A 21,923-nucleotide genomic window follows, 5' to 3' on the forward strand; every position below is an offset into this window, starting at 1 on the left:
GTCGGGGGCGCCGGAGGGCGACGTGGACGACTGTCCACGATAACCGCGGACCCTCCGAACGCTGACATCGGAGGCTGGGAGCAGCCTGAGCCCTCAGGCCGTCATGCCCTCGATGAGCCGGTCGACGCGGGCGTCCTCGGCGAGGAACGGGTCCTTGCAGAGCACGGTGCGCTGGGCCTGGTCGTTGAGCTTGAGGTGCACCCAGTCGACGGTGAAGTCGCGGCGGTTCGCCTGCGCGGCGCGGATGAAGTCGCCGCGCAGCTTGGCCCGCGTGGTCTGCGGCGGGCGCACCTTGGCCTCGAACACCTCGGGGTCGGAGACGACGCGCGCGATGCGCCCCCGCTTCTGGAGCAGGTAGTACAGACCCCGGCTGCGGTCGATGTCGTGGTACGCGAGGTCGATCTGGGCCAGCCGCGGGTGGTCGAGGTCGAGCCCGTGCTTCGACGCGTACTCGTCGAGCAGCCGGTACTTGATGACCCAGTCGATCTCGGTGCCGACGAGCCCGAGGTCACCGGTCTCGACGGCGGTGAGAGTGCGGTCCCACAGATCGAGCACCCGCTCGTGCAGGGGGTCGGTGGCTCCCTCGCGGGCGACGAACTCGGCGGCCTTGGCGTGGTACTGGCGCTGGAGGTCCAGGGCCGAGAGCTCACGGCCGTTGGCGAGCCGCACGGTGCGGCGGCCGGTCATGTCGTGCGAGATCTCGCGGATCGCCCGGATCGGGTTCTCCAGGGTGAGGTCGCGCATGACGACGCCGGCCTCGATCATCCGCAGGACGAGGTCGGCCGACCCGACCTTGAGCATGGTGGTCGGCTCGGCCATGTTCGAGTCGCCGACGATGACGTGGAGACGGCGGTAGTGCTCGGCGTCGGCGTGCGGCTCGTCGCGGGTGTTGATGATCGGGCGGCTGCGGGTGGTGGCGGAGGACACGCCCTCCCAGATGTGGTCGGCCCGCTGGCTGAGGGCGTACGAGGCGCCCTTGCTGGTCGTCACGAGCTTGCCTGCGCCGCAGGTGAGCTGGCGGCTGATGAGGAACGGCAGCAGCGTCTCGGAGAGGGTCTGGAACTCCCCCGCTCGGGTGACGAGGTAGTTCTCGTGGCAGCCGTAGCTGTTGCCGGCGGAGTCGGTGTTGTTCTTGAAGACGTAGATGTCGCCCGCCACGCCGTCCTCGCGCAGCCGCTGCTGGGCGTCGGCGACGAGTCCCTCGACGATCCGCTCCCCCGCGCGGTCGTGGGTGACGACGCCCCGCACGGTGTCGCACTCGGCGGTCGCGTACTCGGGGTGGGAACCGACGTCGAGGTAGAGGCGGCTGCCGTTGGTGAGGAAGACGTTGCTCGAGCGCCCCCAGGCCACGACCTTGCGGAAGAGGTAGCGCGCCACCTCGTCGGGCGTCAGCGTGCGCTGACCGGCGGTCGAGCAGGTGATGCCGTACTCGTTCTCGATCCCGAAGATGCGCCGCGTCCCCCGGGTGCTCACGCCTGCGTGCCGCCGTCCGTCTCGGGCCGCTGGGTCTGCGGGTTGGTGCTCGCGCTGCGGGCCGAGTCGGTGTCGTCCTCGCCGACGGGGACGTCGGCCGTGGGGTCGTCGGTGCTGAGCAGCCGGGCCAGGAGGTCGCCGTGGACCCGGCGGAAGCGCCGGCGCGGGCGGTGGCGGTCGAGGACGGCCACCTCGAGCTGCTCGGGCGCCAGCGAACGGGCCTCGCCGCCGTTCGGGTCGGCGCCGAGGAGCCGGACGCACAGCGCGAGGACCTCGCCGAGGTGCATCCCGGGGCGCCAGGACTCCTGGAGGCCGGCCTCGATCTGCTCGGCTCCCCCGCCCATCGCCACGAAGCCCTGCTCGTCGGCCACGGAGCCGTCGTAGGTGAGCCGGTAGACCTGGTCGCCCTCCGGGGTGGCCCCGACCTCGGCGACGACGATCTCGACCTCGTAGGGCTTGGACTCCTGGGTGAAGACCGTGCCGAGGGTCTGCGCGTAGGCGTTGGCCAGCCCGCGGGCGGTGACGTCGGAGCGGTCGTAGGAGTAGCCGCGCAGGTCGGCGTAGCGCACGCCCGCCACCCGGAGGTTCTCGAACTCGTTGTACTTGCCGACCGCGGCGAAGGCGATGCGGTCGTAGATCTCGGAGACCTTGTGCAGGGCGCGGCTGGGGTTCTCGGCGACGAACGCGATGCCGCCGTCGTACTGCACGACGACGACCGAGCGGCCGCGCGCGATCCCCTTGCGCGCGAAGTCCGCCCGGTCCTTCATCAGCTGCTCGGGCGAGACGTAGAACGGCATCCCGGCGCTCATCGGGCACCCCCCTCGGACCGCTCGGCGATGATGGCGTCGACCACCGGCGCGATGTCGTCCTCGGGCACGAAGCGCGCGCCCTCCGGGTCGACGACCCCGACCGTGGGCCAGATGCGGCGCCCGACGTCCGGGCCGCCGGTGGCGGAGTCGTCGTCGGCGGCGTCGTAGAGCGCCTCGACGGCGATGCGCACCGCGTCGGCCCGCCCCATCCCCCGGCGGTACAGCTTCTTGAGGGCCCCCCGCGCGAAGAGCGAGCCGGAGCCCACGCTGTGGTGGTCGTGCTCCTCGTAGCAGCCGCCCGTGACGTCGTAGGAGAAGATCCGGCCTCGGCCCTCCTCGAGGTCGAACCCGGCGAACATCGGCACGACCGCCAGGCCCTGCATCGCCATCCCGAGGTTGCCGCGGATCATCGAGGCCAGCCGGTTGGCCTTGCCCTCGAGGGACATCAGCGTGCCCTCGATCTTCTCGTAGTGCTCGAGCTCGACCTGGAAGAGGCGGACCAGCTCGATGGCCAGCCCGGCCGTGCCCGCGATGCCGACGAGGCTGAACTCGTCGGTGGCGAACACCTTCTCCATGTCGCGGTTGGCGATGATGTTGCCCATCGTGGCGCGGCGGTCCCCGGCCATGACGACCCCGCCGTCGTACGTGACGGTGACGATCGTCGTTCCGTGCGGCGCCTCGAGCGCCCCGCCCGCGGGCAGCGGCCGGCGCGAGGGCAGCAGGCCCGGGTCGTGCGCGGAGAGGAACTCGGTGAACGAGGACGACCCCGTGGCGAGGTAGGCCGCCGGGAGCCGACCGGACCCGTCGCGTGCGGTCACTGGCCGCCCTTCTGGACGAACCCGCGGACGAACTCCTCGGCGTTGGACTCGAGGACGCCGTCGATCTCGTCGAGGATGTCGTCGATCTCGCTGACCTGCGCCGTGGCCGCCGCCGGGCCCGGCTCCGGGGCGCCACCGTCGTCCGGCTCGCCGTCGCGCCGCTGGGGCTTGATCTGCTCCTGACCGGCCATGGTCACCCTCCTCGGGTCGTCGTCTGCCCCGAGCCTAGTCGGACGGACCGCCCTGGTCGTCGGCGGTGGCGAGGGCGCGCAGGAGGGAGGCGGCGTCGGGGGCCGAGCGGACGATGTCGCCGACCCCGGCCTCGGTGCCCCGCAACGGCTCGAGCATCGGCACCCGCTGGAGCATCCGCTGCCCCGCGACGTCGAAGATCACCGAGTCCCACGACGCCGCGACGACGTCGTCGGGGAAGCGCGCGAGGCAGGTGCCGCGGAACCACGCCCGCGTGTCGGCCGGTGGCTCGGTGACGGCCCGCACCACGTCCGCCTCGTCGACGAGCACCTCGAGTCGGCCCGTGGCGGCCAGCCGGTGCGCCAGACCGCGGTCGGCCCGCACGTCGGACCACTGGAGGTCGACGGCCTTGAGCCGGGGGTCGCCCCAGCCGAGGGAGTCCCGCTCGCGGTAGCCCTCGAGGACGGCGAGCTTGGCGACCCAGTCGACCTCGCGCCGGGCCTCCATCGGGTCCCGTCCCAGCTTGTCGAGCACGACGGACCACCAGTGCATGACCTCGGTCGTGTCCTCGTCGGGCGAGCCCCCGTACCGCTCGTCGAGGAACCGGGCCGCGCGGTCGTGGTACTCCCACAAGAGCTCGACGGCGGTCATCCGGCGCCCGTCGGCCAGCTCGAGGCGGGTCCGCAGGGTCGGGTCGTGGGACACGTCGTGGAGCGTCGCGACCGGGCGCCGGACGGTGAGGTCGGGGCCCACCGCGTCGGCCTCGATCATCGCGAGGACGAGCGAGGTGGTGCCCATCTTCAGGAGGTTGGCGACATCGGCGTGGTTGCAGTCGCCGATGATCACGTGCAGGCGCCGGTACTTGTCGGCGACGGCGTGCGGCTCGTCGCGGGTGTTGATGATCGGCCGCTTGAGCGTGGTCTCGAGGCCGACCTCCACCTCGAAGAAGTCACTGCGCTGGGCGATCTGGTAGCCCGGCGTCCGCGAGTCGACGCCGATGCCGACGCGGCCGCTACCGCACATCACCTGGCGGGCGACGAAGAACGGCGTGAGGTGGCGCACGACCGAGGCGAACGGCGTGGCCCGCGACATCAGGTAGTTCTCGTGCGTGCCGTAGGAGACGCCCTTGCCGTCGGCGTTGTTCTTGTAGAGGTTGACGCCGGGCGGCACGGTGGCCAGCCGGGCGACGGCCTCGCGCATCACGAGCTCGCCGGCGCGGTCCCAGGTGACGGCGTCGCGCGGGGTGGTGACCTCGGGCGAGCTGTACTCGGGGTGGGCGTGGTCGACGTAGAGCCGGGCGCCGTTGGTGAGGACGACGTTCGCCAGCGTCGGGTCGTCGACCTCGTGGGTGAGCTGGCTCGGGTGCGCCCGGTCGCGGCCCATGTCGAAGCCGCGCGCGTCCCGCAGCGGGGCCTCGTCGGCGTAGTCCCAGCTGGCCCGGGCCGGGCGGATGCCGCGCGAGGTGGCGTAGGCGGTGACCACGTCGCCCGAGGCGACCATCGGGTTGGCCGCCGGGTCACCGGGGACGACGATCCCGTACTCGGTCTCGATCCCCATCACCCGGCGCACGGTCATGGCTCGACGATACTGACGCCGTGCGCAGCTACCGCGGGATGTCCCCCCTGACCACGCTCGTGAGCCTCGTCGCCGACCTCGGGCGCCCACCGGTCGAGGACCTCGACCTCGACGGCATCCAGCAGGCGCGCACCAGGGTGCGGCCGCGGAACGCGGTGCTCGACCGGGTCCTCGGCACCGTCGACCCGGCGGTCGGCATCACCTTCGGCACGGCTCCGGCCCGCGACGACCACGAGATCCCGCTGCGCATCTACCGCCCGCGCTCCCTCCCGGACTCGCGCGCCGACGTCCCGGTCGTCCTGTGGTTCCACGGTGGGGGCTGGGTGTGGGGCAACGTCGTCGACTACGACGCGATCTGCACGCTGATCGCGTCCCGGGTGGGCGCGGTGGTCGTCTCGGTCGACTACCGGATGGCCCCCGAGCACCGCGCGCCCGTCGCCGCCCTCGACTGCGTCGACGCGACGACGTGGGTGGCGGCCCACGGCGACGTGCTGCGCGCGGACACCACGCGGATGGCCGTCGCCGGCGACTCGGCCGGCGGCAACCTCGCGGCCGTGGTCGCCCAGGTCCTGCGCGACCACGGGATGACGAACCTGCGCCACCAGGCCCTGCTCTACCCCGCCACCGACCTGACGATGGCCTCGCCCTCGCTCGACGAGCACGCGAACGCCCCGGTCCTCAGCCGGCGCTCGGTCGACGCCTTCCGCGACCACTACCTCCCGCCCGGCGAGGACCCGCGCGACCCGCTCGTCTCGCCGCTGTGGGGCGACCTGGCCGGCCTGCCGCCGGCGCTGGTGCAGACCGCCGACCTGGACCCCATCCGCGACGACGGCATCCGGTACGCCCGGGCGCTCGAGGCCGCCGGGGTGCCGACCCGGCTCACCAACTACCTCCGGGTCCCCCATGGCTTCGCGTCCTTCCCGGGCGCGACACCGGTGGGCCGGATGCAGCAGGCCGAGCTGGTGACCGAGCTCTCCCGCGCCCTCACCGGCCCGATACGCTGACGCCCATGCGCGAGATCGTGGTCTTCTCCGGCTCCGCACACCGCGAGCTCGCCCACCGCATCTGCGACGCCCTCGGCGTCCCGCTGTCGCAGTCGGTCACCAGCCGCTTCAGCAACGACTGCCTCCAGGCCCAGCTGCTGGCCAACTGCCGCCAGCGCGACGTCTACATCGTCCAGCCGCTGGTGGCACCCACGCAGGACGCGCTGATGGAGCTGCTGCTCATGGTCGACGCGGCCCGCGGTGCCTCCGCCGCCATGGTCACCGCGGTCATCCCCCACTTCGCCTACGCGCGCTCCGACAAGAAGGACGCCTCGCGGATCTCGTTGGGCGGCAAGCTGGTCGCCGACCTCATCGCAACCGCCGGGGTCGACCGCGTCATCACGATGAACCTCCACGCCCCGCAGGTGCACGGGTTCTTCTCGATGCCCGTCGACCACCTCACCTCGCTCGGCGTGCTCGCCGACCACTTCCGGGAGCACGACCTCGAGGACACCGTCGTGGTCTCCCCCGACCTCGGCAACGCCAAGGACGCCACGCAGTTCTCGCGGCTGCTCGGCCTGCCGGTGGCGGCGGGCTCCAAGAAGCGCCTCGGGGACGACCGCGTCGTCATCGACTCCATCGTCGGTGACGTCGAGGGCAAGCGGGCCATCGTCCTCGACGACGAGATCGCGACCGGCGGCAGCATCGTCGAGCTGATGGACCGGCTCGCCGAGCGCGGGGTCACCGAGGCGTCCGTCGCGTGCACGCACGGGCTGTTCGCCGGGAAGGCCGTCGAGCGGCTGAGCACGCACCCGATGATCCGCGAGGTCGTTACCACCGACACCGTCCCGGCGCCGGCGGGATGGCCGGCGCTGCGGGTGCGCTCGGTCGCCGGCCTCTTCGCCGAGGCGATCAAGCGGATCCACGAGGGCGAGTCGGTCTCCAGCCTGTTCGACGGCGTCGACCCCACGCACGCCCCGCCCCGCCAGCGCTCGCTCTTCGACGGGGTGGGCGGGTGAGCCGGCTGCTGCCGGCGGTCCTCGACGTCCTGCTCGTCGTCGTCTTCGCCGCCGTGGGGCGGCGCTCGCACGCCGAGGGCCTCGACGTCGCCGGTGTCCTGCGCACCGCCCTCCCCTTCCTCGTCGGCACGGCGGCCGGATGGCTCGTCGCCGGCATCACCCTCGACGGCGGCCCGCGCACGCTCGGCTACGGCGTCGTGGTCGTCGTCCTCACGGTCGTCGTCGGGATGGGTCTGCGCGCCCTGGCCGCGCAGGGCACGGCGCCGAGCTTCGTGGTCGTCGCCACGGTCGTGCTCTCGGTGCTGCTGCTCGGCTGGCGGCTCGTCGCCCGCCTCCTCGGCTGAGCCGGAGGGTAGTCCTCCCCATCGACCCCGCACGCGCCCGGCTCCTACGGTCGGCTCGCGTGCGGGAGAGGCCCGCGCCATCACCCACGGGGGCACCATGTGCGAGCACCACGGTCCGACGTCCGAGAGCGACCGGGCGGGGAGGCCGGGACGCCGGGCGCTCGTCCGCGGGGCGGGCGGGATGGTGCTCGCCGGTGGCGTGCTCGCCGTCGGCGCGGAGGGTGCGGCAGCGGCCACCTCGCAGAACGGCTGGCCGGCCGGCAGCTCCTCGAGCGTGCCGCTGACCCGGCTGACCGTCGGCGCCGCGACCTTCCCGGCCGGCGTCCGCAGCGGCCAGGTGGCCACGGTCCTCGGGTACGTTGTCCGGCGCTACGACCGTGAGGTCGAGCGGCTGGTCTCCGGGTGGTGCTGGGGCCACGCCTACCGTCCGATCCGCGGGGCGAGCACGCTGTCGAACCACTCCAGCGGCACAGCGATCGACTGCAACGCCCCTCGCCACCCGCTGGGGAAGGCGGGCACCTTCAGCGCCGCGCAGCGCTCGCGCATCCACGCCATCCTCGCCGACTGCGACGGGGTGGTCCGCTGGGGCGGGGACTACTCGGGCCGCAAGGACGAGATGCACTTCGAGATCGACGTGCGGCCGGGCGACGCCCGGCTCGCGGCCCTCGTGAAGCGCATCGGCGGTGGCGGGGGCGGGAGCACCCCGCCGGCCACCACCTGGTCGACGGTGCGCCAGGGCTCGACGGGGTTCCGGGTCACCGCGGTCCAGCACCTGCTGCGCCACCGAGGGGCACGCCTCACCGCCGACGGCATCTTCGGCGCCGGCACGAAGGCCGCCGTCGTCGCGTTCCAGCGCGGGAAGGGGCTGGCCGCCGACGGAGTCGTGGGGGCGCGCACCTGGGCGGCGCTCGTCGTCACGGTCCAGCAGGGCAGCCGGGGCCAGGCCGTCGTCGCGGCCCAGAAGGCCCTCACCGCGCGGGGCCATCGTCTGGCCGCCGACGGCATCTTCGGCGCGGGCACCCGGTCCGCGGCGCTCGCGTACCAGCGGTCCGCCTCGCTCACCGCCGACGGCGTCGTGGGCCAGCGCACGTGGGCCCGACTCACTCTTTGAGGAAGTTTTACCCACCCCTCCTGACCTGCGAGGACACCGCCCGCGGGGGCCCTGCACCCCCGCGGGCGGGCCACTTCCGGTGGCGACGGGCGAGGGCCGCTCCTAGCGTCGAACGGGTCCGTGTCCCCGTCCGTTGCCCCCGAAGGAGCACCCCACCATGTGCGACGACCACGCCAGCACCCCCACCCGCAGCACCCGTCAGCTCGGCCGCCGGACGCTGATCCGTGGGGCCGGTGGGTTGTTCGTCGCGGGCGGCGTCGGGGTCGCCACGGCCCAGCAGGCGCTGGCCGCGACGTCGCAGAACGGGTGGCCGGCGGGCACGTCGAGCCAAGTGCCGCTCGCGAGCCTGGCGGTCGGCGCGGCCACCTTCCCGGCCGGGGTGCGCACCGGGGACGTCTACACGGTGCTCCGCTACGTGGCGCAGCAGGTGAACTCGACCGTCGAGGCGCTCTACTCGCCCGGCTGCTGGGGCCACAACTACCGGGAGATCTCGGGCAGCGCGACGCTGTCGAACCACGCGAGCGGGACGGCGATCGACGTCAACGCCCCGGACCACCCGCTCGGCGCATCGGGCACCTTCACCGCGGCGCAGGTCTCGGCCATCCGGACCATCCTCTCGCGCTGCAACGGCGTGGTCCGCTGGGGTGGTGACTACTCGGGCCGCAAGGACGAGATGCACTTCGAGATCAACGTGCCGCCGGGCGACTCGCGCCTCGCCACGCTGGCCGCGTCGCTCGGTGGCGGCGGCGGCACGCCGGACCCGGAGCCCATCGCCTGGACGACCGTCCGCAGCGGCAGCAGCGGGTTCCGGGTGACGACGGCCCAGTACCTCCTGCGGGCGCGCGGGCAGTCGCTCACCGTCGACGGCGTGTTCGGCTCGGGCACCGACAGCGCGGTGCGCGCCTTCCAGTCCTCGCGCGGCCTGACGGCGGACGGCATCGTCGGCACCAACACGTGGACCGCCCTCGTCGTCACGGTGCAGTCGGGCTCGTCCGGTGACGCGGTGCGCGCCGTGCAGACCTGCCTGTCCGCCAAGGGTTTCGCGGTGTCGGTCGACGGGGCGTTCGGCTCCGGCACCGACAGCGCGGTGCGGTCCTTCCAGTCCTCGCGCAAGCTCGTCGTGGACGGCGTCGTCGGCTCGGACACCTGGCAGGCCCTCGAGGCCTGACCGGCCTCACGCCACGCGGCTCACGACCTCCGCCACGAGGTCGTACGCCGCGTGGTCGGTCGTGTTGGCCATCGAGCAGATGACGTGGTCGATACCGGCCTCGCCCAGCCGGCCGAGCCGGTGGACGGCCTCCTCGACGGAGTGGCCGTGCACCCCCTCGGGCAGCGGCGCCCCGGTGTCCATCGTCAGCCGCGCGAGGCAGGTCTTCGAGATCTCGTCGTAGTCCCGGCCGACGTCCTCGCAGTGGCCGCCCAGGACGTCGAGCTTGCGCGGGATGCCCTCGGGGCCGAGACCGGTGTCGAAGAGGTTGCAGGCGTCGGCGTACTGCGCGACCAGCCGCAGCGTCTTCCGCTCTCCGCCACCGCCGACCATGATGGGCGGGCGCCGGACCGGCTGCGGGTGGTTCAGCGGGCGCTCGGCGGTGACGACGCGACCCTCGAACCGGCTGTCGTCGTCGGCGAACATCCGGTGGGCCAGCTCGAGGGTGTCCTCGAGCAGCTCGAAGCGTTCGCCCGTCGAGGGGAACGGCACGCCGAGGCCGACGTGCTCCTCCTCGTACCAGCCCGCGCCGATCCCCAGCCAGGCCCGGCCGCCGGAGAGCACGTCGAGCGTGGTCACCGTCTTCAGCAGCAGGCCCGGGTGCCGGTAGGTGACACCCGTGACGAGGGTGCCGAGCTCGATCCGCTCGGTGACCGCCGCGGCGTGGGAAAGGGTCGTGTAGCCCTCGAGCATGTCCTCGCCCGGGTCGCCGACCATCGCCATCTGGAACCAGTGGTCCATGACCCACAGCGAGGCCAGCCCGGCCTGGTCGGCGTCGCGGGCCACCGCCCACCACGTCGCACCGGTCGACGCCGGTGCACCCTCGAACGCGAACCTGCTGACCTGGAGCCCGAGTCTCATGGGGCCATCCTCGCCCGCCCGGGGGCGCGTGGGCCCGGAGAGGACGCAGCGCTTGTTACGTTGTCGGCGTGCCCGGACGACTGCTCATCGCCCTGCTGTCGGTGCTGCCCAAGCACGCCCTGAGCCGGGGGGCGGGATGGCTCGCCGAGCGGCGCGTCCCGGTGCGCTGGAGGGCGCGGGTGCACGGGACCTTCAGCCGCCTCGTCGGCGCCGACCCGGCCGAGGCGGCCGCCCCGCTCGAGGAGTACGCCACCCTCAACGCGTTCTTCACGCGGACCCTGCGGCCCGGGCTGCGCCCGATCGCGCCCGGCGCCCTCGTCTCCCCCGTCGACGCCACCGTCGGCGCGTACGGCCCGGTGTCCGCCGACACGCTGGTCCAGGCCAAGGGGCACGACTACTCCCTGGCCGCCCTGCTCGCCGACCGGGAGTTCGCGGCCGTCTTCGACGGCGGCACCTACACGACCCTGTACCTGTCGCCGCGGGACTACCACCGCATCCACGCGCCCCTCACCGGCCACGTCACGGCGGCCACCTACGTGCCCGGCGACCTGTGGCCGGTGAACGCCGCGGCGGTGGCCAACGTGGCCGACCTCTTCGCCCGCAACGAGCGGATCGTGCTGCGCCTGGAGGCCCCCGGCGGCGGGTGGCTGGCCCTCGTGCCGGTGGGCGCCACGATGGTCGGGATGACGCGGCTCGCCTTCGACGACCACCTGCACACGAACGCCCGACGCCGTCGGGTGGAGCACCGCTCCTACCCGTCGCCGCATCCCGTCGAGGCCGGAGGGCCGGTGGGGCACTTCGAGTTCGGCTCGACCGTCGTGCTGGTCTGCTCCCCCGAGGCGGGGAGCATCGACCCCCTGGAGGTCGGCGCCACCGTGCGGATGGGTCAGCGGATCGGGTCCCCGGCCGGGGGCGCCTGACCCGGCCTCAGAGGTACTGGCCGGTGTTGGCGACCGTGGTGATCGACTTGCCGGGCTCGGTGCCCTCCTTGGTCTTGATGAGCGTGCGGATGTAGACGATCCGCTCGCCCTTCTTGCCGGAGATGCGCGCCCAGTCGTCGGGGTTCGTCGTGTTCGGCAGGTCCTCGTTCTCACGGAACTCGTCGGTGCAGGACTGCAGGAGGTGCTCGACGCGCAGGCCGCGCTGGCCGGTGTCGAGGAGGTCCTTGATGGCCATCTTCTTCGCCCGGTCGACGATGTTCTGGATCATCGCGCCGGAGTTGAAGTCCTTGAAGTACAGGATCTCCTTGTCGCCGCCGGCGTAGGTGACCTCGAGGAAGCGGTTCTCCTCCTCCTCGGAGTACATGCGCAGGACGACGGCGTCGATCATCGCCTCGACCGTGGAGGCCTCCGAGCCGCCGTTCTGCTCGAGGTCGTCCGGGTGCAGCGGCAGCGACGCGGTGAGGTACTTGGCGAAGATGTCGCGGGCGGCCTCGCCGTCCGGGCGCTCGATCTTGATCTTCACGTCGAGGCGCCCGGGCCGCAGGATGGCGGGGTCGATCATGTCCTCGCGGTTCGAGGCGCCGATGACGATGACGTTCTCGAGCCCCTCGACACCGTCGATCTCGGCGAGCAGCTGCGGCACGATCGTGGTCTCGACGTCGGAGGAGACGCCCGAGCCGCGGGTGCGGAACAGCGACTCCATCTCGTCGAAGAACACGACGACGGGGTAGCCCTCGCTCGACTTCTCGCGGGCCCGCTGGAAGATCAGCCGGATGTGCCGCTCGGTCTCGCCGACGTACTTGTTGAGCAGCTCGGGGCCCTTGATGTTGAGGAAGAAGGACTTGCCGGGGTCGCGGCCCTCCTTCTCGGCGACCTTGCGCGCCAGCGACGCCGCGACCGCCTTGGCGATCATCGTCTTGCCGCAGCCGGGCGGGCCGTAGAGCAGGACGCCCTTCGGGGGCTTCAGCTCGTGCTCGACGTACAGGTCGGCGTGCAGGTACGGCAGCTCGACGGCGTCGCGGATGGCCTCGATCTGGCCGCTGAGGCCACCGATGTCCTCGTAGCCGATGTCGGGGACCTCCTCGAGCACGAGGTCGGCGACCTCGGCCTTGGGGATCCGCTCGAAGACGAAGCCGGAGCGCGGCTCGAGGAGCAGGGCGTCGCCGGCGCGGACCTTCTCGTCCGCCAGCGAGGCGGCCACCCGGCACACCCGCTCCTCGTCGGCCTGGGCGACGACGAGCACGCGGCCGTCCTCGAGGACCTCCTTGCAGAGGACGACCTCGCCGACGGTCTCGAAGCCGTGGGCCGCGACGACGTTCATCGCCTCGTTGAGCATGACCTCGCGGCCGGGCGCGAGGTCGGCGGTCTCGATGGAGGGGCTGACCGCGACGTGCATCTTGCGGCCGGAGGTGAGGATGTCGGCGGTGCCGTCCTCGAACATCTCGATGACCGTGCCGTACGCCGCCGGGGGCTGGGCGAGGCGGTCGACCTCGGACTTGAGGGTGACGATCTGCTCGCGCGCGTCGCGGAGCGTCCGGACCAGTCGCTCGTTCTGGGCGGAGAGCGTGGCGGCCTGCGACCTCAGCTGGGCGAGGTCGCGCTCGAGGGAGCGGATCTGGGCCGGGCTCGCCTCACCGCGCGAGCGCAGCGCGGCGAGCTCGGACTCGAGGGCCTGCCGCTCCGCCTCCAGGCGTTCGCGCTTGCCCTCCCGGCCACGGGGCTCGTCGGTGCTCATGCTCCACCGTAACTCTCCGGGGTCACTGCGGGTCGGAGGATCCGACCACCGAACGGTGCACCTTACGAACCCTCTTCTCCGAGGGCACCCGCTCCCCCACGTTCTCGGGGGTCCAGTCGGCCTCGGTGGCCTCCTCGCTGGTCACGTAGCCGCGCCCGGGACGGCGCTTGCGCAGCGGCGGGGTGGTGCCGGGCGCCAGCCGCCGGGTCGTGATGAGGAAGCCGGTGTGGCCGTGCATCCGGTGCTGCGGGCGGACCGCGAGCCCCTCGAGGTGCCAGCCGCGCACGAGCGACTCCCACGCCTGGGGCTCGGTGAAGGTGTTGTGGTCGCGCATCGCCTCGGCGACCTTGGAGAGCTGGGTGGCCGTGGCGACGTAGCAGATGAGCAGCCCGCCCGGCACGAGCGCCTCGGACACGACGTCGAGGCACTCCCAGGGCGCGAGCATGTCGAGGACGACGCGGTCGACCGAGCCGGGCTCGACCGCCGCGGGCAGGGACTCGACGAGGTCGCCGACCTGCACGGTCCAGGCCGGGTGGTCGCCGCCGAAGAACTCGCGGGCGTTGGCCCGGGCGATGGCCGCGAAGTCCTCGCGGCGCTCGAAGGAGTGCAGCCGCCCGTGCTCCCCGACCGCGCGCAGCAGCGACATCGAGAGCGCGCCGGACCCTACGCCCGCCTCGACGACGACGGCGCCGGGGAAGACGTCGGCCATCATCACGATCTGGCCCGCGTCCTTGGGGTAGACGACGGCGGCGCCACGCGGCATCGACATCACCCAGTCGGCGAGCAGCGGGCGCAGCGCCAGGTACTCGACGCCGGCGGTGTTCGTGATGGTCGAGCCGTCGGGGCTGCCGATGAGGTCGTCGTGGGCGATGTGCCCGCGGTGCGTGTGGAACTGCTTGCCCGGGGCGAGGGTGATCGTGTGCAGCCGGCCCTTGGGGTCGGTGAGCTGGACGCGGTCGCCCTCGGTGAAGGGGCCGCGGCGGCGCTCGGCTCCGGTGGCGGTCATGGGCGGGAGTCTAGGTGCGGGACCGGACCCGCTTCGACGCGGCGTCGACCGCCGAGGCGAGGGCCACGCCCCACGGCGCCCCGCCGCGGGTCAGCACGACGAGGCCCACCCCCGTCACGGTCATCGCCCGCAGCACCGGTCCGACGAGGGCCTCCGGCTCGGCCTCGACGACGTTCGCGTCGGGGACCCGCGTGACCAGGGCGTCGACCGGGGTGGCGGGCGGGACGCCGTCGGGGACGAGGCCGAGGACGAGGGTCGGGCGCGAATCGTCGTCCAGGCAGACGACGAACCCCGGTGCGGTCCGGGCGACCTCGAGCGGGGTGGCGCGGTCGAGGACCACCGCCCGCTCGGCGACGTCCGCGACCCGCACGGTGTCGAGGACCCGCTCGAGGTTGGCCCGGCGGATGGCGGCGGTGGCGCCGGACCACAGGACCCAGGCCATGAGCAGCCCGACGAGGGTCTGGAAGAGGTCCGGCCGCCCCGAGAGCAGGTACGGCCCGCCGATGAGGAGGACCGGCACGGCGACGGCGACGACCCGGCCGACCCAGCCCGCGACGACGAGCCCGAGGTCCCGGCGTCCGCTGACCGCCCAGACGAGGGACTGCACCGCCGCGCCGCCGTCGAGCGGAAGGCCCGGCAGCAGGTTGAAGACGGCGAGCAGGGCGTTGAGGAGGCCGAAGTACCACGCGAGGTCGGAGGTCAGGCCGCCGGAGGAGTAGGCGACGGCGAAGCCCGCGACCGACAGGACGACGTTGACCAGCGGCCCGCTCAGCGCGACGAGGGCGCTGCGGCCCGGGGTCGCGCCGGTGGCGTCGTACGAGGTGTGCCCGCCCCAGACCGTCGCGACGACCTGGTGCACCCGGAACCCGAGCCCGCGGGCGGTCAGTGCGTGCCCGACCTCGTGGCCGACGACGGCGACGAAGATCGACAGGACGTTCCACGCGGCGAAGGCCACGGCGATCTCCGTGCCGCGCCCCTGCCCGGACTGGAAGCCGGTGTAGGCGAACAACGCCGCGAGCAGGAGCCACGTCCGCTCGAGGTACACGGGCACGCCAGCCACGCTGGCGATGCGCAGCGCCCCCGTCGGCGCCGGAGGGGACGTGGACATGGCGCCGACCCTACGCGAGCCGGACGGCATACTGATCCCTTGCCCCCCAGCCCTCGAGAGGACCCGAGCACCCCCGTGAGCGCCCAGCACCGGCCCGATGCCACCGATGCCCTGACCAGCGCGCTCCGCGAGCGCGTCCTCGTCCTCGACGGCGCGATGGGCACGATGATCCAGGGCCGCCAGCTCTCCGAGGCCGACTACCGGGGCGAGCGGTTCGCCGACCACCCGAGCGACCTGCGCGGCAACAACGACCTCCTCTCGCTCACGCAGCCGGACGTCATCCGCGAGATCCACGAGGCCTACCTCGAGGCCGGGGCCGACCTCGTCGAGACCAACACCTTCAACGCCCAGCGGATCTCGCTCGCGGACTACGGGATGGAGGAGCTCGCCTACGAGATGAACCTCGCCGCGGCGCAGCTGGCCCGGGCGGCGTGCGATGCGGTCGAGGGGCGAACGGGCCGTCCGCGCTGGGTGCTCGGCACCCTCGGGCCGACGAACCGCACCGCCTCGATCTCCCCCGACGTCAACGACCCCGGGGCCCGGAACACCTCCTTCGACGAGCTGGCCGGGGCCTACCTCGAGCAGGCCCGCGGCCTCGTCGACGGTGGCTCCGACGTGCTGCTCGTCGAGACGATCTTCGACACGCTCAACGCCAAGGCCGCGATCTTCGCCCTCGAGACCCTCTTCGAGGAGCACGGGCGCCGCTGGCCGGTGATGATCTCGGGCACCATCACCGATGCCTCGGGCCGCACGCTCTCCGGCCAGGTCACCGAGGCGTTCTGGTACTCGATCCGGCACGCGCGCCCGCTGGCCGTCGGCCTCAACTGCGCGCTCGGGGCCAAGGACCTGCGGCCCTACGTCGCCGAGCTGTCCCGCATCGCCGACTGCTTCGTCACCGCCCACCCGAACGCCGGTCTGCCGAACGCGTTCGGCGAGTACGACGAGGGTCCGGAGGCGATGGCCGAGGTCGTCGGCGAGTTCGCCTCCGCCGGGCTGGTCAACGTCGTCGGCGGCTGCTGCGGCACCACGCCCGAGCACATCGCGGCCATCGCCGCCGCGGCCGCTGGCGGCACCCCCCGCACCCCGGCCGACGTCGCGCCGGCGCTGCGCCTCGCCGGCCTCGAGCCCCTCGTCGTCACCGCCGACAGCCTGTTCGTCAACGTCGGCGAGCGCACCAACATCACCGGGTCGGCCCGCTTCCGCCGGCTCATCCAGGAGGAGGACTACCCGACTGCCCTGTCGGTGGCCCGCCAGCAGGTCGAGTCGGGCGCGCAGGTCATCGACGTCAACATGGACGAGGGGATGATCGACGGCGTCGCGGCGATGGACCGCTTCCTCAAGCTCATCGCGTCCGAGCCCGACATCTGCCGCGTGCCGCTGATGGTCGACTCCAGCAAGTGGGAGGTCATCGAGGCCGGCCTCAAGGTCACCCAGGGCAAGGCGATCATCAACTCGATCTCGATGAAGGAGGGCGTCGAGCCCTTCCTCGACCACGCGCGCCTGGCCCGCAAGCACGGTGCCGCGGTCGTGGTCATGGCCTTCGACGAGCAGGGCCAGGCCGACACGCTCGAGCGGCGCAAGGAGATCTGCGAGCGGGCCTACCGGCTGCTCGTCGACGAGGTCGGCTTCCCCGCCGAGGACATCATCTTCGACCCGAACATCTTCGCCGTGGCCACCGGCATCGAGGAACACGCCTCGTACGGAACGGACTTCATCGAGGCGGCGCGCTGGATCAGCGAGAACCTGCCGCACGCGCTCATCTCGGGCGGCGTCTCGAACGTCTCGTTCAGCTTCCGCGGCAACAACGCCGTGCGCGAGGCCATCCACGCGGTGTTCCTCTACCACGCGATCCGCGCGGGCATGGACATGGGCATCGTCAACGCCGGCGCCCTCGTGCCGTACGACACCGTCGACGAGCGGCTGCGCGACGCCATCGAGGACGTCGTGCTCAACCGGCTCGACGACCCCACGGCCGCCACCGAGAAGCTCCTCGAGCTCGCCGAGGAGTTCCGCTCCGACGGCCAGGTCGCCGAGGCCGCCACCGAGGAGTGGCGCGGGCTGCCGCTGCGCGAGCGCATCACGCACTCCCTCGTGAAGGGCATCGACGACCACGTCGTCGACGACACCGAGGCGCTGCGCCAGGAGATCGCCGAGGCCGGGGGCCGGCCGCTCGAGGTCATCGAGGGTCCGCTGATGGACGGCATGAACGTCGTCGGCGACCTCTTCGGCTCCGGGAAGATGTTCCTGCCCCAGGTCGTGAAGTCGGCACGCGTGATGAAGAAGGCCGTCGCCCACCTCGTGCCGTACATCGAGGCCGACAAGGACGAGGCGGCGCGGGCGAAGCCCAAGGGCAAGGTCGTCACCGCGACGGTCAAGGGCGACGTCCACGACATCGGCAAGAACATCGTCGGGGTCGTGCTCCAGTGCAACAACTACGACGTCGTCGACCTCGGCGTCATGGTGCCGCTCCAGAAGATCCTCGACACCGCCCGCGAGGAGAAGGCCGACGTCATCGGCCTGTCCGGCCTGATCACCCCCAGTCTCGACGAGATGGTCCAGGTCGCCGCCGAGATGGAGCGGCAGGGCTTCGAGGTGCCGCTGCTGCTCGGCGGGGCCACGACCTCGAAGGCGCACACCGCCGTCAAGGTGGACGAGCGCTACTCCGGGCCGGTCGTGTGGGTCAAGGACGCCTCGCGTTCGGTGCCGGTCGTCAGCCAGCTGCTGTCCGACACCCAGCGCGACCCGTTCGTCTCGGGCGTGGCCGACGAGTACGCCGAGCTGCGGAAGCGGCACGCGGCCAAGTCCGGCGAGCGGCCCTTGACCACCCTGACCGAGGCGCGCGCCAACGCGCCGGCCATCGACTGGTCCGGCTACCGGCCCATGCGCCCGCACCTGCTCGCCCACCAGGAGGGCGACCAGTGGTCGGCTCCCCGGGGGTCGAAATGGCGCCGCGCCGCACACCAGTTCACCCGCGTCTGGGAGGACTACCCGGTCGCCGACCTGCGCGAGTACATCGACTGGACACCGTTCTTCCTCGCGTGGGAGGTCCGCGGCCGCTACCCCGACGTCCTCAACAACCCGACGACGTCCGAGGTCGCGCGCAAGCTCTTCAACGACGCCCAGCGGATGCTCGACCGCGCCGAGCGCGAGCGCTGGTTCCACCCGCGCGGTGTCGTCGGCATCTTCCCGGCGAGCTCGGTCGGCGACGACCTCGAGGTCTACGCCGACGAGGACCGCACCTCCGTGCTGACCACGCTGCACGGGCTGCGCCAGCAGGGCCGCCACCGCGAGGGCGTCGCCAACAAGTGCCTGTCGGACTTCGTCGCGCCGAAGGAGACCGGCATCGCCGACCACGTGGGTGCGTTCTCGGTGACGTCGGGGCTCGGGCTCGAGGACCGGCTCCAGGCCTTCAAGGACGACCTCGACGACTACTCGGCCATCATGCTCGAGGCGCTCGCGGACCGGCTGGCCGAGGCCTTCGCCGAGCGGCTGCACCAGCGGGTCCGCACCGACCTCTGGGGCTACGCGGCCGACGAGCGGCTCGAGAACAGCGCCCTCATCGCCGAGAAGTACCAGGGCGTGCGCCCGGCGCCGGGCTATCCCGCCTGCCCGGACCACACCGAGAAGGAGACGCTGATGGCGCTCCTCGGCGGCGAGGAGCGCACGGGCGTCAAGCTCACCGAGTCGATGGCGATGTGGCCGGGCGCGTCGGTCTCCGGCTGGTACTTCTCGCACCCCGAGAGCCAGTACTTCGTGGTCGGCCGGCTCGGGCGCGACCAGGTCGAGGACTACGCCGCGCGCAAGGGCTGGGACCTGCGCACCGCCGAGCGCTGGCTCGGCCCGAACCTCGGCTACACCCCGGAGGACTGAGGCCGGGTCAGGGGGCGCAGCCGACCTTCTCGAGCACCGCCTCGGCCCTCGGGCCGTCCGGCAGGGTCGTCGCCCGGTCGTAGAGGACGACGAGGTCGATGTCCTCCGGCCCCGTGACGGTGAGGGTGTAGGCCTTCTGCGTGCCGGTGGAGAAGGTCACGTCCTTGCGCTCGGCGCTGCCGGCCAGCGTGTCGGGGTCGACGTCGTACCCGGCGGCCTCCAGGCACGGTCCGAGCGTCGTGCCGCCCCCGCCCGGAGAAGACAGTGCGATCGACGCGGCCCGCGACTCCTCCTGGGTCGGTGCGCTCGAGCACCCCGCCACCGCCACCCCCGCCGCGACGACCATCCCCACGACCACCGGTCTCGTCACGGGGCGAGGGTAGCGCTCCCGCGTCCCCCGGGGTGGCGGCTCGGTGGTGTCGGCGCCGGCGCCTACCGTGGGCGCCATGACCCCCGCCCTGTCCCCGAGCCGCGCCGCGGACTTCAAGCAGTGCCCGCTGCTGTTCCGCTTCCGGACGATCGACAAGCTCGAGGGTCCGCCGTCCCCCGCCGCCGCCCGCGGCACCCTCGTCCACGCCGTGCTCGAGCACCTCTTCGAGCTCCCCGCCGCCGAGCGCACGCCGGCCGCCGCCACCGCGCTCCTCGAGCCGCGGTGGCGTGCTCTCGTCGAGGAGCGCCCCGAGCTCGCGACGATGCTCGCCGACGACGAGCAGCTCACCGAGGAGGCCTGGTTCGCCGGCGCCCGCACCCTCGTCGAGCAGTGGTTCGACCTCGAGGACCCCACGCGCCTCGAGCCGGCCGCCCGCGAACTCTACGTCGAGACCGAGATCGAGGGGCTGACGCTGCGCGGCTACGTCGACCGCCTCGACGTCGCCCCCGACGGCTCGATGCGCGTGGTCGACTACAAGACCGGCCGCTCCCCCAGCGAGCTGTTCGAGGCCAAGGCCCTCTTCCAGATGAAGTTCTACGCCCTCGTGCTGTGGCGCCTCCACGGCGAGGTGCCCAAGATGCTCCAGCTGGTCTACCTCGGCAACGGCGAGGTCGTCCGCTACGTCCCGGACGAGCGCGACCTGCGGGCCATCGAGCGCAACGTGCGGGCCATCTGGGACGCCGTCGTGCGCGCCGCCCAGACCGGTGACTGGCGGCCGCGCACCTCCAGGCTCTGCGACTGGTGCGACTTCCGCGAGTACTGCCCCGAGTGGGGCGGCACGCCCCCGCCGCTCCCCGAGGGCGCCGGGCTCATCGCCCTCGACCCCGCGCGCTCCGGCGAGGCCTCACCCGACGACGAGTGACTCCACGGCCTCGGCGAGCCCCTGCGGGGTCATCCCGGCCAGCCCGCTGACCTGCACCGCGCCCTCCGTCGGTGGCACGGGCACGACGTGCGGCACGGCGAGGGTCGGCACCCCGGCCGCCACGGCCGAGCGCACGCCGGTCGGGCTGTCCTCGATGGCCACGCACCGCCCCGGCTCGACCCCCAGCAGGCGCGCGGCGGCGTGGTACGGCTCGGGGTGCGGCTTGCCGTGCTCGACCTCGTCGCCGGTGACGACGACGGTGAACGCGCCCTCGGGCAGCGCGGAGAGCACCGCGTCGGCGAGCACCCGCCACGACATCGTCACGAGCGCGTTGGGCACGCCGGCCTCACCGAGGGCGGCGAGCAGCTCGCGGGCTCCGGGCCGCCAGGGCACGTGCTCGCGCACCTGGACGACGACCCGCGCGAGCAGCTCGTCGACGATCCGCTCCGGCTCCCAGGTGATGGGTGAGTGCTCGCGGATGAAGGCCGCCGAGACCATGAGGTCGTTGCCGACGAGCTCATGGGCGAACGCGTCGTCCCACGTCCCGCCGTGCTCGGCGACGATGGCCCGTTCGGCGTCGATCCAGTAGGGCTCGGTGTCGACGAGCGTGCCGTCCATGTCCCAGAGCACGGCTGCGGGGAGGCTCATGGGTCAGCAGCCTAACGAGCCGTAGGGTGGAGTCCTGACCGGCCCGAGGAGGACGCCCCGTGATCGAGCTCGAGGACATCGGCGAGCTGCGCGACCCCGTGATGATCGCCGCCTTCGAGGGCTGGAACGACGCCGGGGAGGCGGCCAGCGCCGTCATCGAGCACCTCGCCGAGGTCTGGGACGCCGACGTCGTGGCCGCCCTCGACCCCGAGGACTACTACGACTTCCAGGTCAACCGGCCGCGGGTGGTGTCCGAGGGCGGCAAGCGCCGCATCAGCTGGCGCACCACGCGCGTCCTCGTGGCCCGCGACACCTCGCTCGGCCGCGACGTCGTCCTCGTCCAGGGGGTCGAGCCGTCCTTCCGCTGGCGGGCCTTCGCCGTCGAGCTGATGGAGCTCGCCGAGGCCACAGACGTCTCGATGGTCGTCACGCTCGGCGCGCTGATGGCCGACGTCGCGCACTCGCGGCCGATCCCGATCTCGGCGACGTCCGACACCGAGGACACCCGTCACCGGTACGACCTCGAGCCCAGCGGCTACGAGGGCCCCACCGGCATCGTCGGGGTGCTCGCGGACGCCGCGGGCCAGGTCGGCATCCCGTCGGTCTCCTGCTGGGCGGCGGTGCCGCACTACGCCGGCCACTCCCCCTCGCCCAAGGCCACGCTCGCCCTGGTCGGCCGGCTCGAGGAGCTGCTCGACGCGCCGATCGAGCACGGCGAGCTCGACGAGGACGCCCGCGCCTGGGAGCGCGGCATCAACGAGCTCGCGGAGTCCGACACCGAGGTCGCCGAGTACGTCGAGAGCCTCGAGGAGGCCCAGGACACCGCCGAGCTCCCCGAGGCGAGCGGCGACGCCATCGCCAAGGAGTTCGAGCGCTACCTGCGGCGTCGGGGCACCGACGAGCCCGGGACCCCCGGCCCGGTCTGACGCCGCAG

At 72.9% G+C, this 21,923-nt stretch carries 20 protein-coding genes; 9 read left to right on the forward strand and 11 right to left on the reverse strand.

The window, feature by feature from the left end; translation table 11 throughout:
- Positions 1-93: 93 nt before the first annotated feature.
- From pafA to dop, 5 genes are read right to left on the reverse strand one after another with little or no spacing between them, the layout of a single operon-like run.
- Entirely contained in the window at positions 94-1,473 is a 1,380-nt protein-coding gene (gene pafA, locus ACQZ2A_RS00450) for a Pup--protein ligase (RefSeq protein WP_430206521.1), read from the reverse strand.
- The gene (gene prcA / locus ACQZ2A_RS00455) at positions 1,470-2,282 is read right to left on the reverse strand and encodes a proteasome subunit alpha (RefSeq protein ID WP_430206522.1); all 813 of its coding nucleotides are present in this window, start codon (positions 2,280-2,282) and stop codon (positions 1,470-1,472) included. The genes pafA and prcA overlap by 4 nt, the downstream gene beginning before the upstream one ends.
- Entirely contained in the window at positions 2,279-3,100 is an 822-nt protein-coding gene (gene prcB / locus ACQZ2A_RS00460) for a proteasome subunit beta (RefSeq protein ID WP_430206523.1), read from the reverse strand. The genes prcA and prcB overlap by 4 nt, the downstream gene beginning before the upstream one ends.
- Complete coding sequence (locus ACQZ2A_RS00465) at positions 3,097-3,291, reverse strand: ubiquitin-like protein Pup (RefSeq protein WP_430206524.1); 195 nt, start codon at positions 3,289-3,291, stop codon at positions 3,097-3,099. Before ACQZ2A_RS00465 ends, prcB begins: the two co-directional genes overlap by 4 nt.
- 34 nt (positions 3,292-3,325) lie before the next feature.
- Positions 3,326-4,864 carry a depupylase/deamidase Dop gene (gene dop, locus ACQZ2A_RS00470; RefSeq protein ID WP_430206525.1) on the reverse strand — a complete coding sequence of 513 codons (1,539 nt, stop codon included), beginning with the start codon at positions 4,862-4,864 and terminating at the stop codon, positions 3,326-3,328.
- Between the two features lie 20 nt (positions 4,865-4,884).
- Between dop and ACQZ2A_RS00475 the strand changes: the two genes are divergently transcribed.
- From ACQZ2A_RS00475 to ACQZ2A_RS00495, 5 genes are all read left to right on the forward strand, one after another.
- Positions 4,885-5,868: an alpha/beta hydrolase gene (locus ACQZ2A_RS00475; RefSeq protein ID WP_430206526.1), complete on the forward strand. Its 984-nt coding sequence runs from the start codon at positions 4,885-4,887 to the stop codon at positions 5,866-5,868.
- Between the two features lie 5 nt (positions 5,869-5,873).
- Positions 5,874-6,866, forward strand: a complete 993-nt coding sequence (locus ACQZ2A_RS00480) for a ribose-phosphate diphosphokinase (RefSeq protein WP_430206527.1) — start codon at positions 5,874-5,876, stop codon at positions 6,864-6,866.
- Positions 6,863-7,210 (forward strand): DUF3054 domain-containing protein, encoded by a 348-nt coding sequence (locus ACQZ2A_RS00485; protein ID WP_430206528.1) that lies wholly within the window; start codon positions 6,863-6,865, stop codon positions 7,208-7,210. Before ACQZ2A_RS00480 ends, ACQZ2A_RS00485 begins: the two co-directional genes overlap by 4 nt.
- A gap of 97 nt (positions 7,211-7,307) precedes the next feature.
- Complete coding sequence (locus tag ACQZ2A_RS00490) at positions 7,308-8,321, forward strand: peptidoglycan-binding protein (RefSeq protein ID WP_430206529.1); 1,014 nt, start codon at positions 7,308-7,310, stop codon at positions 8,319-8,321.
- Between the two features lie 157 nt (positions 8,322-8,478).
- Entirely contained in the window at positions 8,479-9,489 is a 1,011-nt protein-coding gene (locus ACQZ2A_RS00495) for a peptidoglycan-binding protein (protein ID WP_430206530.1), read from the forward strand.
- Positions 9,490-9,495: 6 nt separating this feature from the next.
- On the opposite strand, the gene ACQZ2A_RS00500 is transcribed toward ACQZ2A_RS00495, so the two are convergent.
- Complete coding sequence (locus tag ACQZ2A_RS00500; RefSeq protein ID WP_430206531.1) at positions 9,496-10,389, reverse strand: LLM class F420-dependent oxidoreductase; 894 nt, start codon at positions 10,387-10,389, stop codon at positions 9,496-9,498.
- 68 nt (positions 10,390-10,457) lie between these two features.
- On the opposite strand from ACQZ2A_RS00500, the gene asd reads away from it, so the two are divergent.
- Complete coding sequence (gene asd, locus ACQZ2A_RS00505; RefSeq protein ID WP_430206532.1) at positions 10,458-11,309, forward strand: archaetidylserine decarboxylase; 852 nt, start codon at positions 10,458-10,460, stop codon at positions 11,307-11,309.
- Positions 11,310-11,316: 7 nt separating this feature from the next.
- On the opposite strand, the gene arc is transcribed toward asd, so the two are convergent.
- From arc to ACQZ2A_RS00520, 3 genes are read right to left on the reverse strand one after another with little or no spacing between them, the layout of a single operon-like run.
- The gene (gene arc, locus ACQZ2A_RS00510) at positions 11,317-13,065 is read right to left on the reverse strand and encodes a proteasome ATPase (protein WP_430206533.1); all 1,749 of its coding nucleotides are present in this window, start codon (positions 13,063-13,065) and stop codon (positions 11,317-11,319) included.
- Positions 13,066-13,087: 22 nt separating this feature from the next.
- A complete protein-coding gene (locus tag ACQZ2A_RS00515; RefSeq protein ID WP_430206534.1) occupies positions 13,088-14,071 on the reverse strand; it encodes a tRNA (adenine-N1)-methyltransferase in 984 nt (327 codons plus the stop codon).
- A 10-nt stretch (positions 14,072-14,081) separates the two neighbouring features.
- A complete protein-coding gene (locus ACQZ2A_RS00520; protein WP_430206535.1) occupies positions 14,082-15,179 on the reverse strand; it encodes a site-2 protease family protein in 1,098 nt (365 codons plus the stop codon).
- A 75-nt stretch (positions 15,180-15,254) separates the two neighbouring features.
- Between ACQZ2A_RS00520 and metH the strand changes: the two genes are divergently transcribed.
- Positions 15,255-19,049, forward strand: coding sequence for a methionine synthase (metH, locus tag ACQZ2A_RS00525; RefSeq protein ID WP_430206536.1), 3,795 nt, complete (start codon positions 15,255-15,257; stop codon positions 19,047-19,049).
- Between the two features lie 7 nt (positions 19,050-19,056).
- On the opposite strand, the gene ACQZ2A_RS00530 is transcribed toward metH, so the two are convergent.
- Positions 19,057-19,419 carry a hypothetical protein gene (locus ACQZ2A_RS00530; protein ID WP_430206537.1) on the reverse strand — a complete coding sequence of 121 codons (363 nt, stop codon included), beginning with the start codon at positions 19,417-19,419 and terminating at the stop codon, positions 19,057-19,059.
- Positions 19,420-19,495: 76 nt separating this feature from the next.
- Between ACQZ2A_RS00530 and ACQZ2A_RS00535 the strand changes: the two genes are divergently transcribed.
- The gene (locus tag ACQZ2A_RS00535; RefSeq protein ID WP_430206538.1) at positions 19,496-20,341 is read left to right on the forward strand and encodes a RecB family exonuclease; all 846 of its coding nucleotides are present in this window, start codon (positions 19,496-19,498) and stop codon (positions 20,339-20,341) included.
- Here ACQZ2A_RS00535 and ACQZ2A_RS00540 read toward each other — a convergent pair.
- Positions 20,324-20,989, reverse strand: a complete 666-nt coding sequence (locus ACQZ2A_RS00540; protein WP_430206539.1) for an HAD family hydrolase — start codon at positions 20,987-20,989, stop codon at positions 20,324-20,326. The genes ACQZ2A_RS00535 and ACQZ2A_RS00540 overlap by 18 nt on opposite strands.
- Positions 20,990-21,048: 59 nt before the next feature.
- Here ACQZ2A_RS00540 and ACQZ2A_RS00545 point away from each other — a divergent pair, with 59 nt between their 5' ends.
- Entirely contained in the window at positions 21,049-21,915 is an 867-nt protein-coding gene (locus ACQZ2A_RS00545; RefSeq protein WP_430206540.1) for a PAC2 family protein, read from the forward strand.
- The last annotated feature ends 8 nt before the right edge of the window (positions 21,916-21,923 follow it).

It is taken from the genome of Phycicoccus avicenniae (genome assembly GCF_050496545.1).
Taxonomy (GTDB): domain Bacteria; phylum Actinomycetota; class Actinomycetes; order Actinomycetales; family Dermatophilaceae; genus Phycicoccus; species Phycicoccus avicenniae_A.

Coding starts and splice junctions, on each gene's coding strand:
- prcA (WP_430206522.1), bottom strand. CDS start 2,282: ATGAGCGCCGGGATGCCGTTCTACGTCTCGCCCGAGCAGCTGATGAAG.
- ACQZ2A_RS00465 (WP_430206524.1), bottom strand. CDS start 3,291: ATGGCCGGTCAGGAGCAGATCAAGCCCCAGCGGCGCGACGGCGAGCCG.
- dop (WP_430206525.1), bottom strand. CDS start 4,864: ATGACCGTGCGCCGGGTGATGGGGATCGAGACCGAGTACGGGATCGTC.
- ACQZ2A_RS00480 (WP_430206527.1), top strand. CDS start 5,874: ATGCGCGAGATCGTGGTCTTCTCCGGCTCCGCACACCGCGAGCTCGCC.
- ACQZ2A_RS00490 (WP_430206529.1), top strand. CDS start 7,308: ATGTGCGAGCACCACGGTCCGACGTCCGAGAGCGACCGGGCGGGGAGG.
- ACQZ2A_RS00495 (WP_430206530.1), top strand. CDS start 8,479: ATGTGCGACGACCACGCCAGCACCCCCACCCGCAGCACCCGTCAGCTC.
- ACQZ2A_RS00500 (WP_430206531.1), bottom strand. CDS start 10,389: ATGAGACTCGGGCTCCAGGTCAGCAGGTTCGCGTTCGAGGGTGCACCG.
- arc (WP_430206533.1), bottom strand. CDS start 13,065: ATGAGCACCGACGAGCCCCGTGGCCGGGAGGGCAAGCGCGAACGCCTG.
- ACQZ2A_RS00515 (WP_430206534.1), bottom strand. CDS start 14,071: ATGACCGCCACCGGAGCCGAGCGCCGCCGCGGCCCCTTCACCGAGGGC.
- ACQZ2A_RS00520 (WP_430206535.1), bottom strand. CDS start 15,179: ATGTCCACGTCCCCTCCGGCGCCGACGGGGGCGCTGCGCATCGCCAGC.
- ACQZ2A_RS00535 (WP_430206538.1), top strand. CDS start 19,496: ATGACCCCCGCCCTGTCCCCGAGCCGCGCCGCGGACTTCAAGCAGTGC.
- ACQZ2A_RS00540 (WP_430206539.1), bottom strand. CDS start 20,989: ATGAGCCTCCCCGCAGCCGTGCTCTGGGACATGGACGGCACGCTCGTC.